The organism is Proteiniphilum propionicum (assembly GCF_022267555.1).
Classification (GTDB): Bacteria; Bacteroidota; Bacteroidia; order Bacteroidales; family Dysgonomonadaceae; genus Proteiniphilum; species Proteiniphilum propionicum.
Genome location: NZ_CP073586.1, coordinates 1435342 through 1447828, shown reverse-complemented (window position 1 = coordinate 1447828; position 12487 = coordinate 1435342). Strand labels below are relative to the sequence as shown.

The window sequence follows — 12487 nt, the reverse complement described above, 5'->3', positions numbered from 1 at the left end:
TTACTAATTACTAAAGGCTAAAACCCTTATGCCTATCTGTCTAATGTCTAACAGTTTCAAAAAAATATGAAAATTACAAAACTTATCTGTGCACCCGGGAAAACAGGCTTCTTCTTCGATGACCAGAAAGCCATCAAGCAAGGAGCAAAAAACGACGGGGCATTTTATGAAGGCGCGCCCGTAACACAGGGATTCACCGCGGTGCGTCAGGCCGGGGAGTCCGTCTCGGTTATTTTTGTGCTCGAAAACGGTGCTTTCGCACACGGTGACTGTGCTGCTGTCCAATATTCGGGGGCCGGTGGCCGCGATCCGCTTTTCCTTGCCGGAAACTTCATTCCCATTATCGAAAAAGAAATTGCGCCGCTTTATGTAGGCAAAGAGGTCACTACTTTCCGTGAAATGGCAGATCGCGTGGATAAAGCCATCAGTCCATCTACTGGGAAAATTTACCATACAGCTATCCGCTATGGGGTCACGCAGGCCTGTTTGGATGCCGTAGCAAAAAGCAAAGGGAAGCTGATGGCGCAGGTGATTGCCGATGAATACGGAACGGAAATATCGAAAACCCTTATTCCTGTTTTTTCACAGTCGGGAGACGACCGTTACCTCAATGCCGATAAAATGATTATGAAAGCTGCCGATGTGTTGCCTCATGCGCTTTTCAACCACGTAGAGACCAAAGTGGGCCTGAAGGGAGAAAAAATCAAAGCGTATATCCAGTGGCTCAGGGAGCGAATCCTGAAGCTGAAGCCTTTCGACAGCTACAATCCGGTTATCCACATAGACGTTTACGGAACATTGGGTATTGTCTTCGATAACAATTTCGAAGCCATTGCCCGTTATGTGGGCGAGCTGGCAGAAATAGCAAAACCGTTTCACCTGCGCGTCGAAGGCCCGGTGGATATGGGAGAGAAAGCGGCTCAGATCGACGCGCTCCGCATTATCCGCCAGAAGATGGAAAAAATGGGAATTACGGCAGAGATTGTTGCCGACGAGTGGTGTAACACGCTCCAGGATGTCATCGACTTCTCCGAAAACAAAGCTGGACACATGGCGCAAATCAAAACGCCCGATCTGGGCGGAATCAACAACAGCATAGAGGCTGTGCTGTATTGCAAGCAACACCATATGGGCGCCTACCTGGGCGGAACCTGCAACGAAACCAACCGTTCCGCCGAAATTGGAGCACACATTGCCATGGCTACTTCACCTGTTCAATACCTTGCCAAACCCGGTATGGGAGTGGATGAAGGGTATATGATCGTTTACAACGAAATGAGCCGGATACTGGCACTTAACCCTTAATTCACCCAAAAATTACTAAAAGCTGAAAAAATGAAAGAACTTAGAATACTTTCGCCCACTGCTATCCTTGGATACGGATTTCCGATGGAATCGTTTGTGGAAGGAATGAAACGCAAACCGCACGTTATTGCGGTAGATGCCGGGTCAACCGATCCGGGCCCCTATTACCTAGGTGCAGGGAAATCGTTTACAGACCGGAATTCGGTGAAACGTGACCTTGAGATTATGATACCTGCCGCACTGAAAGCCGGAATTCCGGTTATCGTAGGTACGGCCGGCGGTTCGGGTGCGCGTCCTCACGTGGAGTTTGCCTTGGATATCGTGAAGGAGATCGCCCGAGAGAAAAGGTTGTCGTTTAAACTCGCCATTATACAATCGGAGTTCGATAAGGAATTTGTAAAAGAGAACCTGCGCAAAGGGAACATTTCGCCGCTTTATCCGGCTCCCGAAATAACCGGAGCCGATGTGGACGAATCGGTGCATATCGTAGCCCAGATGGGCGAAGAGCCGTTCATTGAAGCCTTGGAGAACGGAGCCAATGTTATACTTGCCGGACGGAGCTACGACCCGTCGGTTTTTTCGGCGCTCGCCATTAAAAACGGTTTCAACAAAGGATTGGCCATTCATCTGGGTAAAATCTTGGAGTGCGCTGCCATTGCCGCCTTGCCCGGTAGCGGGAGTGATTGTATGTTCGGTTATTTGCACGAAGACAATTTCGTTCTCGAACCGCTCTCGCCCCTGCGTAAATGCACCACGCTATCGGTAGCTGCACACACGCTGTACGAAAAAACCAATCCCTATGTTCTACCCGGGCCGGGGGGAGCCATCAATTTGCACGAATCAAAATTCGAGCAGATAGACGACAATAAAGTACGCGTAAGCGGAAGTCGTTTTGTGCCGACCGAGGAGTATTTTGTGAAACTGGAAGGGGTTAAGCGTGTGGGATACAGAACTATTTCGTGTGCAGGGGTGAAAGATCCGATTATGATTTCGAAAATCGACAGCATTACCCAAAGCGTAAAAGAACGCGTGCAAAACAATTTTGAAACATACGGAATTACCGACTTCTTCCTAGATTTCAAGATTTACGGACGAAACGGGGTCATGGGCATGTTCCCCGATGCGCCACAACGTACCGGCGACGAGCTTCTTATCATCATCGAAGCTGTCGCACCCACTCAAGAGCAAGCCGATACCATTTGCGGGTTCGCACGCAGTACTATGCTGCACTTTGGTTACGAAGGCCGGATAGCCACTGCCGGAAACCTGGCGTTCCCGTTTTCGCCGTCCGATTGCAAGATGGGCGAGGTATACGAGTTCAATGTGTACCATTTAATGAAAGTGGAAGACCCCAAAAAACTTTTCCCGATCGAGTATGTTCAATTTTAAACTTCAAACGAAATGAAATACAACCTAACCGACGTAGCTTCCGTTATCCGGAGCAAGAATTCAGGTCCTTACGAACTCACGTTCGACATTATTTTCAAGGAGGTGGACATGTATCAGAAGGTGAAATCGGCAAAAGTGTTTACCGCGCAAATGTTCGCTCTCCTTTACCGAATTCCCGAATCGCAGATTATCAGCCTGGTGCACTTCGATCCGGCCAAGGCGGTGAAAATCACGGTTGTTCGTCCCATCCCTTCCGGGGCATTGGGTGAGACCGATGTGTACGGAGCGCAACAGCATGCGCCGTTGATGAATATGACGTTCGAATTATAAACTTCAAATCCCCGGTTTCATGCGTACACTGATTCAGGAATACATGGTGTCGTCGCAATATTTTGCGCCGCGCGGAAAAGAACGGTTGATGTTTCTTGGCGAGCAGATTGCTCAACGGCATCTTTCGTACAACGACCGGCTGATAGGCATCGTGGGCGATGCCGGCTCGGGGAAATCATCGCTTATCAAAGGAATGTTTCCCGGATTGGAACTGGCGAACGACGATGATGTTATCAATTCCCGAAAAATAATGCAGGTACGCTCGCTTTCCGAGGATAGGCACGATTCTACCACCTTTCATATCGACATGCGTTTCCAAACCGCTTTTACACAAATGTTTGAAATTGTAGCATGGGTGCAGGACCTGCTGGCCCACAAACGGAGGGTTATCGTGGAGCATTTTAATCTCCTCTATCCGGCACTGGGAAGAAATGCCGACATTATACTGGGAATCGGGGAAGAGATTATTGTGTCGCGCCCCAGTGTTTTTGGGCCGCTTCCCGAAAGTATTTATCAAATTGTGCACACTTCGCTTAAATTCCGCAAAATGGCTCATACAGCCGAAGATGTTACGATGCAGACTTTGGAAGATGAATACGGGATTGCCGAAAATAGATATTTCTCATCCGACGTGCGCAACGGCTTTGTACTGAAATTCAAGGAGAAACCCGAAATCAACCTCGACGAGCTGGAGCAGAAAGTAAAAGAACGCCTGGCCAGGCATCTCGATGTATCTTATTTTGACGAAGCCCACATTAAACTGGGAGATAAAGTTATCCCGTGCGACGGCTCACGGCTTCATGTGAGAAACACATCGGATATTACCGATTTTTCGCTGGTCAAGCGTTTTATATTTGACACAAAAACCAATACCCACTGTCTGGTCGGATTGATTGACAAACAGACCGACAACCTCGACAACCGCAATACACAATATTTCCTTACCCGGAAATGTGGCGGTGACAATAGTGAACAATAGCATGACAAGAAAAATATCCGCACCTGCAATCACCATTCTGGTTGAACAACTATGCATTGAAGCTTGCTGTGTGCTTACCGGAGACATAAACAGCAAACTTAAAAGCTGCCTGCAAACCGAAACGTCGCCCTTAGGGAAAGAAATTCTGGGCACGCTCATTGAAAATGCCCGTGTTGCCTGGGAAGAGAGCAGCCCGATGTGCCAGGACACGGGAATGACCGTCGTTTTTGTACGCATAGGGCAAAACGTGCAGGTTACGGGTGGATTCATCGAAGATGCCATTAACCAGGGTGTACGGCAGGGATACGAAAAAGGATACCTGCGCAAATCGGTAGTGAAAGACCCGCTCCACCGCGAAAATACCCGGGACAATACACCGGCCGTTATTCATTACGAAATCGTCCCCGGTGATGTTTTTCATATAACTGTTTCTCCCAAAGGGTTTGGCAGCGAAAACAAAAGTGCATTAAAAATGCTCACACCAAGCGAAGGCGTTGAAGGCGTGAAGCGATTTGTACTGGAGACTGTTTCGGCTGCCGGAGGAAATCCCTGCCCGCCCATTATCGTGGGTGTGGGCATTGGCGGGACGATGGAACGGGCGGCTTATTTAAGCAAGAAAGCGTTGTTGCGGCCGCTGGATACACAAAACCCCGATTCCGCACTTGCCGCTTTGGAAGCAGAATTGCTTTCAGAAATCAATAAGATGGGAATAGGCCCTGCCGGTTTCGGAGGAACCACAACCGCACTCGGGGTAAATATACTGACCTATGCTACCCATATCGCCGGGCTTCCGGTTTCGGTAAATATCGGCTGCCACGCCACCCGGCATGCGGAGGGAAGTTTGTGAACAGAAGCCAACAAAAACGTATTATGGATAAAAAAATTCTTTGTGCCCCCTTTTCCGACGAAACCATCCGTTCGTTGAAAACGGGCGATATGGTCTACATTTCGGGAACTGTTTATACAGCCCGCGATGAGGCGCACAGACGATTGTGCGAGATGATCCGCCGGGGTGAGCCGATGCCTTTTGATATTGAAGGGCAGGCCGTTTACTATGCCGGCCCGGCTCCTGCCAAACCGGGCAAGCCCATAGGATCGGTAGGCCCCACTACCGGTGGGCGGATGGACGCTTATTCGCCCACCCTCATTGCCCACGGCCTCAAGGTGATGATCGGTAAAGGAACGCGCGGTGCCAAAGTGGTAGATGCCATGAAACAATACACAGGCGTTTATTTTGCTGCAATCGGTGGCGCCGCCGCCCTTATGGCAAAATGCGTGGAAAGTGCAGAGGTTATCGCTTTTGAAGAGTTGGGTACGGAGGCTGTTCGCCGGTTAACAGTGAAAGAACTTCCCGTGGTTGTTGCGATAGACTGTCGGGGAAACGATGTGTATAAGCTGGCGAGGGAAATCATAAATCCGTTAAACCATTTAGATTAAATCTTGTCGTAAGAGGAGCATATTGGTTTGGATATTTTTATCCGGCGAGGAAAGTGCGGCGAGGTTTATGGCTCTGTTGGCCCAGCCTGAAATAAACCATTTGTGGGCGAACCAAACCGACGAAATAACGGGTTAGGTGACCAAAAGTAGCGGTTTTGTGCCTTCATTGCAGGTAGGGGGAGGCCTGAGGCTGGGTCGTTCCCACATTACGCTGAACTACGATCTGGCACAACACACTAACTCTCATTATCCTAGGGGCTGGTTCCTGGGATTTTCAACCTTTTTTTAACGAAAAAGTATATACATATCCTTCCTCCAGTAACTTGATGTACTTAATACGATCCTTAATCGTGTGTTTCTTCCTTTCTTTTGACATAAAAAGTTAAAGTATTTAAAATCAATGAAATAAGCGTGAATATTCCGGTGATATGCACCCAGCGATTCCGGCGATATGCACCCACTTGTTAAACTATCATTTTGACAAAATTACTTCTTTTTTCTCAAACTCTCTCTATTTTTAAATTCTATTCTGTGAGAAGTATGGATCATTCTGTCCATAAACGCATCCGCAATTGTTTCGTCCGAAAAAAGATCGAACCAGTTTGCGGGCGGGAGCTGACTGCTTATTATGGTTGATTTTCGTGCATGTCTGTCCTCGATAATTTCCAAAAAGTGCAGTTGCTGCTGTCTGTCCATTGTCCCTATTCCGAAGTCGTCAATAATGAGCAAATCGGTTTTGGCCAGCTTTTCAAAAAATCGTACGGCAACTCCTTCCAGCCTTACAATCTTTAGTTTGGAAAGTAACTTTTGCATCCCAAAGTAGATCACACTATAGCCTTGTCGACAATCACGATCTCCCAAAGCGAAGGCGATAAAACTTTTGCCACAACCAGTTGCTCCGGTAATCAGGATGGACTCGGCATCACGGATATAACTGCCGTTTGCCAGAGAAAAAAAGAGATTTTTGTCTAATCCTCCGGAAGCATCGAAATTTATCTCTTCAATACTTGCCCGGTAGCGAAACGACGCATTCTTCACCAACCTTGCATATCGGTTTGATTGCCTTTGGTCCCGCTCCGCCTGAAGAAGGATTCTGAGGCCATCCGTAAAAGTATTGATGAAGAAAATAAAAAAATCCTATTTCATACACCTTTAGATAGCTATCTATCTAATGATGTTATTTCTGAAATATCTATTTATGAATTTGAATAATGAGTCCACTCCGAAAAGTCCCTGGCATTTATTCATGAAAATTCCTGACCATTCGGAAGTGATGATTAATATTTCAAAACGGCGCTGAAAAACAGCACCTTAATTGTTTGCATATCAGTATATATTTCAGCAACTTGGAGCAAAACTTAAAGCTTGCAAATAATGTTTAAAGAGTCCGGAAAGAACCCACAACTAGACATGTTTTCATCCCCTTCCGGAATGCTACGAGGCTCCTCGTTGAAAGATTACTTGAAAAATGACTCCTGGCATAATATCTTCCGCGAGCACGTCGTGGCGCGTGTAAACGAAGATATTTTCAAGGTCCTTTATTCATCCGATAACGGCACTCCCTACGCCCCGGTGAGCCATTGAAAAAGTTGCGTATTAAGACGGGAGACGGGAAATATTATTACTTCACGCCTGAAAACGTCCGCACGTCCATGCTCAGGAAAAAGCTGGGGAACGTTCCCTTCAAGGAGAAATGGAAGCGAAACAATGTTGAGGCTTCCATCTTCCAGCTCGTTTTCAACTGTAATAACGGCAAGACACGCTACCGCGAGATTGCCGCCAACAGGCTATGGGCGCACTCCCGGGCGACGTGGATAAACTTCAGGAGAATACTGAAACACGTTATGCAAACAAGTAAAAGATCGCTTTCGAGTCAAAAGGAACTCGTTTTTTCCATTAATAAATGGATATATTTTAAATATAATGTAAATTTAGCAATAAGAATTTTTCTAAACGCTCCCCGTCCGAAATATCTCGATTTTTCATGTTTTTGAAAAATGAGGTTTTAGGAGGGGACTCATATGTTGAATCGGTGAAAAACATCGCTCTTGGTTTTGAACCGTAAAGGTAGAAATAATCTTGAAAGACACAAAATTCACGACAAAATCGGACATGAGCAAACAATATATGCCGCTCATTTTTACACAATTACACGAAATGAGTTATAAATGAGCCAGCATTTTTTATTAATTGATTATTAAATTCTATCTTCGTCCGGTTAAGATTAATTTCTCAAGATCATGAAAAAGAAAAAAGTAATTTTGTCACTATTTATGGCAGTATCAGTATTGTCTCTTGTGTATTTAAAAAGCCAACGAAACGGCATAAAATCCGAATTGGTGCTTTCAAATATTGAAGCGCTGGCATCAGGAGAAGATGGAGAAAATTATCGGTGTTTGGGGCTTGGCAGCTTAGACTGTCCGCAGATTTCCACCAAAGTTGCCTTTATTAGAATACTTTAATCGGAATGAGGAAGTACCTAAGCCACAATCTTCTTATCTGCTGTTTACTTACGGTTGCCATAGGGTGTAAGAACACCAACAACAACCTCTCTTATGACTCGTTTCCCGTCAACATCTCACTTACAGGAAAGAGTATTGAAACAGATTCTGTCATGTTGCGCTATCCGTTCAGGATTAAGCATCAAGACAGTTTAGCCATTGTTATGGACTTGCATCACCCCGACTATTTCTACCATTCTTTCACCTATCCACAGTTCAGATATCTCTCCTCTTTTGGAAAGCGTGGTCAAGCACCCGAAGAGAATCTGTCAGTTGAAAATTTCAGATTAGCCGGGGGAAAGATGTGGGGATTGGATGCGAACAAGCACTTGATTACGAATTTGTCATTGCAACGTGTTCATGAAAAGACGAGTACAAAGGAAATATCTTTAGACAAAGAGATTATTCGCGCATTGGATTTTGCTTTGTATGATGATTCCTGCTTTATCATTCCCGACTATTCCGGCAAACACCGTTTTCATATTATTGATATGAATGGGGATATAAATCCAGCCGTGGCGAAATACCAAGCGTAGAACATAAAAACAAAGACATAGCTTTAGCCCAGGCATGGCGTTCCTTCATAGACTATAACCCAGATAACGGAATTCTGGCTATGGTAACCCAACTGGGAGAAGTGCTGGAAATTTTTAACTTAAAAGACGGCACGCATATCGTGAAGTTTGGCCCTCACGGAGAGCCGGAATATAATGAGGCGAAAGGAATGGCAATCCCTTCGGGAATTATGGGATTCAGCGACATTCAGGTAACGGATAAATATATTTATGCCGTTTTTCATGGCAGAAGCTTTAAGGAGATTGCCGAACAACAGCAACCCGCGATAGATGGCGGTCAATATATCTACGTTTTTTCGGTAAAAGGAGAACCGCTTGTCAGGTACACATTGGATCGGTTTATTTATGGTATTGATGTAAATGAAAAGACAAATGAGCTGTATGCCGTTGATGTAAATTCCAATCTACCCATCGTGAAATTTAAATTAGAGCATTCATAGCATGAGATTACCTTATTTCTTATTGTTGATGGGAGTAAGCGGATTGATGCTTTCTTGTAAAAATAATCCGCAAAAAGAAATTGCCAAAGTCGTTACCGAATGGCAGAACAGGGAAATAATTTTCCCGAAAGGTCTTGTTTTTACGCTGCACGGCAGAGACACCACAGATTACACCATTCCTCCGGCATCACACAAAATATTGGTGTATGTGGATTCCATCGGTTGCACCAGTTGTAAACTGCAACTGCATAAGTGGAAAGAATTTATAGAAGAGATAGATTCCATGACTCACGGTACCGTTCCCGTTATCTTCGTATTCCATTCCAAAGATTTACGGGAGATATCCTATCTCTTGAAAAGAGATGGCATTGACATCCCGATTTGTATTGATATGGAAGATAAACTGAATGCGGTGAATCATTTTCCGACACATCAGCAGTTTCAGACTTTTTTGCTCGACGATGAGAATAAAGTCGTGTTTATCGGAAACCCGGTACATAATTTGCGGGTTAAGGAGATGTATTTATCCGAAATATCACAGAATGCATATCAAAGCAGAGGAACATTATCATCTCGCAACACACAAATTGAAGTAGATAACACGGAGTTTGATCTGGGAACCATTCCAAAAGGAGAGGCTAAAACGGTTAGCATTTCCATAAAAAATGTAGGTGAATCGCCTTTTATGATTTTTGATACCCGTGCCTCGTGCGGATGTACGCATATTGAATACGAAAAGAGACCGATACTTCCGGACAGCACAACCCGGATAAGCATCACCTACAATGCCGACGACCGGGGGAATTTCAATAAAACCGTTTCGGTGTACGGCAATATGGACAACTCGTCGTTGATTATACGGCTAAAAGGAAATACGGAATAAAAATCCTCTGCAAAAGAGGCAGAAATCAATAGTTTTAAACAATTAAATTTTTAAAGGAATGAAGAAGAAAATTCTTTCGGGCCTGTTCGCCCTCGCACTCCTGGCAACCGCAGGTTTCGGAGTGAACAAAAGTTTGAAAAGTAATGCCAATCTGAGTGATTTGGCGTTGAGTAATGTGGAGGCATTGGCAAATGGAGAAAGTGGAGGTAGTACTTTCTATTGTTGTGGAAACACATGCACATGTGCTAAAGGAACAGATCAAAACGGAAACGAATTTGTTATTCATGGACATTTGCATACATCACCTTGTCAATAAAACCTCAATATAAGCTATTTTAATTAAATATTCAGCAACATGAAGAAATTATATATTTCAACCGCACTCTGTATAATAGCATTATTTAGTTATCTATATTCTCAGAATAATGGAAATGATAGATCATATCTTTCCTCCTTAACATTGATGAATGTTGAAGCACTCGCAGACACTGAAAGTAGCGTGGATCACTATTGGTGTTGTGGAAATACAGGAACCTGTGTGAAAGGAGATAACTTTGAAATAAAAGGTAAATTCCAAAGTTCTCCATGCCCATAAGTATACAACTAAAATTTTTACATGATTATTTCTATAATTGTAGCACAAACTGATTATCCTATCTTTTTGTGCTACAATTTAATAATAAATTACAATGATGCAGAAACAAATATTACTATATACCCTTTTTTTCTTTTTTGCGCTGATCTCATGTACAAATAACAAGAAAAAATCAATCAATGATACATTCTCTGAAAAGATCATCCTAAAAGAGAGTGCAACTTTTATTGATGGAGATGATTTAGCTCAAATAGAGGGAATTTGTTGTAATGATCAAAATATTATCGTGCTAGACTATCATTCCGGTTATAGTTTTACTCTTTTCGACGTTGATTCCTGCAAATTAGTAGGGAGATTTGGAGCAATAGGACAAGGACCTGATGAATTGGCTCTTGGCACATACGGACAAATTGAAAAAGATAACTTTTATCTTTTTTATGACCAAACAGGTTTTATAGGAAAATACGCTATAAGTTCTTTAAATAAGGATATAAATACAACTCCCCGTCAAATGGTGAGATATCAAATTATTGACGCACAGCTTTCCCAAGCTATACCGATAAATGATTCACTATTTATCGGAGCCGGGACGTATATGTCAAAATTTCAATTTGTTCTCTTTGATAAGTATAGTAATGTTCTCGATTATAACGTGGAAATTTACAATGCCAGTGAGAAGACATTCAACAAGTATCATAAATTTCTGTCTAATCAGGGAGTTTTAAGAAAACGGCCCAATCAGGATCAATTTGTCTACTCACTCAATTTTTCTTCAAACATAGACTTTTTAGAACTAAAAGAAAATAAGATTCAACTGATCAAATCATTGAGATTGCACAATCCAAACTATCAGCCCATTAGCGATAATAATTTGAACAGGGTTTTGCCATCTGATAATAATATTATCGGCTATATAGATCTCTGTGCTACAGAAAAATATGTGTATGCATTACACACAGATAAAAAACTATTCACAAATAATATAAGAAATGATTATAACTCAAAAACTGTATTAGTTTTTGATTGGAAAGGGTATCCTGTGAAAAAAATAGAACTGAATCAAAACGCCTTTTACATATGTGTAAATGAAAGTGCGGAAAAACTATATGCCGCTGTAATTGATTCTTCAAGTTCCGAATGGGTTATTGTTAGTTATGACATTAGAGATCTATAAACATTACCGTGGAATTACTAACTTATCCGGGACACAGAGTTAAGCATAAAAGCTTATTTTTGTGTAATATGAGAAAACAAAGGACACATTTTGACAAGGCATTCAAAGAGAATGCGGTCAAACTCAGTTTAGAACGCAAGAATGTTTCCGAGCTTGCGCAGGAATTGGGTATTGCCCCTTTTCTTTTATATCGTTGGCGGAAAGAATACCGGCAGAAAGGGGAAGCCTGTTTCCCCGGACACGGAGTCCAGTCATTAACTGAAGACTCCAAAAGGATTGCTGAACTGGGAAAACGTCTTGGCGAGGCTGAAACGGAGCGGGACATATTAAAAAAAGCTTTGAGCATCATCTCCAAGAGAGATCGTTAATCTATCTCTTTATAAAGGAATACAACTCGAAACAATGGACGATCGAGGTGATGTGTAAAGTGCTGAAAGTCCCCAGGAGCAGTTATTACCGCTGGCTTAAAGATCCGGAGGGCCAACGCAGGCGCAAATATATGGAGCTGGATGAAAAGATCATGGATGCATATTTGCTGCCAAGGGACGCAATGGAAGCCCCCGGCTGGCGAAGGATTTGCAGGCATCCGGAACTGCTGTCTCGAGAACCACTGTAGCATGCCATATGAAAGAAATGGGCTTGCGCAGCAAATTCTCGAGACGATTCAAAGTGACGACGGATGCCTCTCACAACTATAAGGTTGCACCAAATCTGCTGAATCGCAGGTTTAATCAAAATGAGCCTGTGAAAGCGTGTATCTCTGACCTGACCTATATTCCGTGTAAGGATGGATTTCTTTATCTGACCTGTGTGTTGGATCTTTTTGATCGCAAACAGATCGGAAGTATCTTAAGTTAGGGAAGATTGACAAGAACAATG

General features: G+C 43.5%; 18 protein-coding genes and 1 pseudogene. 18 read left to right on the top strand and 1 reads right to left on the bottom strand.

Features of this window, described 5'->3' with window-relative positions:
* Nucleotides 1-66 precede the first annotated feature (66 nt).
* The 7 genes from KDN43_RS05785 to KDN43_RS05755 all read left to right on the top strand — a co-directional run bounded on the left by KDN43_RS05785 (nucleotide 67) and on the right by KDN43_RS05755 (nucleotide 5729).
* Nucleotides 67-1305, top strand: a complete 1239-nt coding sequence (locus tag KDN43_RS05785; protein ID WP_238868705.1) for a methylaspartate ammonia-lyase — start codon at nucleotides 67-69, stop codon at nucleotides 1303-1305.
* Between the two features lie 30 nt (nucleotides 1306-1335).
* Nucleotides 1336-2694, top strand: a complete 1359-nt coding sequence (locus KDN43_RS05780; RefSeq protein WP_238868704.1) for an acyclic terpene utilization AtuA family protein — start codon at nucleotides 1336-1338, stop codon at nucleotides 2692-2694.
* 12 nt (nucleotides 2695-2706) lie between these two features.
* Nucleotides 2707-3024 (top strand): DUF4387 domain-containing protein, encoded by a 318-nt coding sequence (locus KDN43_RS05775; protein ID WP_238868703.1) that lies wholly within the window; start codon nucleotides 2707-2709, stop codon nucleotides 3022-3024.
* Between the two features lie 19 nt (nucleotides 3025-3043).
* The gene (locus tag KDN43_RS05770; RefSeq protein ID WP_238868702.1) at nucleotides 3044-4003 is read left to right on the top strand and encodes an alanine-tRNA synthetase second additional domain-containing protein; all 960 of its coding nucleotides are present in this window, start codon (nucleotides 3044-3046) and stop codon (nucleotides 4001-4003) included.
* Between the two features lies 1 nt (nucleotide 4004).
* Nucleotides 4005-4850, top strand: a complete 846-nt coding sequence (locus KDN43_RS05765) for a fumarate hydratase (RefSeq protein WP_238868701.1) — start codon at nucleotides 4005-4007, stop codon at nucleotides 4848-4850.
* 23 nt (nucleotides 4851-4873) lie between these two features.
* Entirely contained in the window at nucleotides 4874-5440 is a 567-nt protein-coding gene (locus KDN43_RS05760) for a Fe-S-containing hydro-lyase (protein ID WP_407681782.1), read from the top strand.
* Between the two features lie 136 nt (nucleotides 5441-5576).
* Nucleotides 5577-5729: a hypothetical protein gene (locus KDN43_RS05755; protein WP_238868700.1), complete on the top strand. Its 153-nt coding sequence runs from the start codon at nucleotides 5577-5579 to the stop codon at nucleotides 5727-5729.
* Between the two features lie 197 nt (nucleotides 5730-5926).
* Here KDN43_RS05755 and istB read toward each other — a convergent pair whose 3' ends face one another.
* Nucleotides 5927-6559 carry an IS21-like element helper ATPase IstB gene (gene istB, locus KDN43_RS05750; protein ID WP_256448732.1) on the bottom strand — a complete coding sequence of 211 codons (633 nt, stop codon included), beginning with the start codon at nucleotides 6557-6559 and terminating at the stop codon, nucleotides 5927-5929.
* 255 nt (nucleotides 6560-6814) lie between these two features.
* Here istB and KDN43_RS05745 point away from each other — a divergent pair, with 255 nt between their 5' ends.
* From KDN43_RS05745 to KDN43_RS05695, 11 genes and pseudogenes are all read left to right on the top strand, one after another.
* A complete protein-coding gene (locus KDN43_RS05745) occupies nucleotides 6815-7024 on the top strand; it encodes a hypothetical protein (RefSeq protein WP_238866099.1) in 210 nt (69 codons plus the stop codon).
* 5 nt (nucleotides 7025-7029) lie between these two features.
* Nucleotides 7030-7434 (top strand): hypothetical protein, encoded by a 405-nt coding sequence (locus KDN43_RS05740; RefSeq protein ID WP_238868699.1) that lies wholly within the window; start codon nucleotides 7030-7032, stop codon nucleotides 7432-7434.
* Between the two features lie 246 nt (nucleotides 7435-7680).
* Nucleotides 7681-7902 carry an NVEALA domain-containing protein gene (locus KDN43_RS05735; RefSeq protein WP_238866513.1) on the top strand — a complete coding sequence of 74 codons (222 nt, stop codon included), beginning with the start codon at nucleotides 7681-7683 and terminating at the stop codon, nucleotides 7900-7902.
* 5 nt (nucleotides 7903-7907) lie between these two features.
* Nucleotides 7908-8956 (top strand): annotated as a pseudogene (locus KDN43_RS16555) (BF3164 family lipoprotein).
* 1 nt (nucleotide 8957) lies between these two features.
* The gene (locus tag KDN43_RS05725; RefSeq protein ID WP_238868698.1) at nucleotides 8958-9839 is read left to right on the top strand and encodes a DUF1573 domain-containing protein; all 882 of its coding nucleotides are present in this window, start codon (nucleotides 8958-8960) and stop codon (nucleotides 9837-9839) included.
* Nucleotides 9840-9897: 58 nt separating this feature from the next.
* Nucleotides 9898-10155, top strand: coding sequence for an NVEALA domain-containing protein (locus KDN43_RS05720; RefSeq protein ID WP_238868697.1), 258 nt, complete (start codon nucleotides 9898-9900; stop codon nucleotides 10153-10155).
* Nucleotides 10156-10194: 39 nt separating this feature from the next.
* Entirely contained in the window at nucleotides 10195-10434 is a 240-nt protein-coding gene (locus tag KDN43_RS05715) for an NVEALA domain-containing protein (RefSeq protein ID WP_238868696.1), read from the top strand.
* Nucleotides 10435-10528: 94 nt separating this feature from the next.
* Nucleotides 10529-11608, top strand: coding sequence for a BF3164 family lipoprotein (locus KDN43_RS05710; RefSeq protein WP_238868695.1), 1080 nt, complete (start codon nucleotides 10529-10531; stop codon nucleotides 11606-11608).
* Nucleotides 11609-11676: 68 nt separating this feature from the next.
* A complete protein-coding gene (locus KDN43_RS05705; protein WP_238868694.1) occupies nucleotides 11677-11976 on the top strand; it encodes a transposase in 300 nt (99 codons plus the stop codon).
* Nucleotides 11977-12023: 47 nt separating this feature from the next.
* Nucleotides 12024-12224, top strand: a complete 201-nt coding sequence (locus KDN43_RS05700; protein WP_238868693.1) for a hypothetical protein — start codon at nucleotides 12024-12026, stop codon at nucleotides 12222-12224.
* On the top strand, nucleotides 12185-12466 hold the full coding sequence (locus tag KDN43_RS05695) for a hypothetical protein (RefSeq protein WP_407681781.1): 282 nt from the start codon (nucleotides 12185-12187) through the stop codon (nucleotides 12464-12466). The genes KDN43_RS05700 and KDN43_RS05695 overlap by 40 nt, the downstream gene beginning before the upstream one ends.
* Nucleotides 12467-12487: the final 21 nt, after the last annotated feature.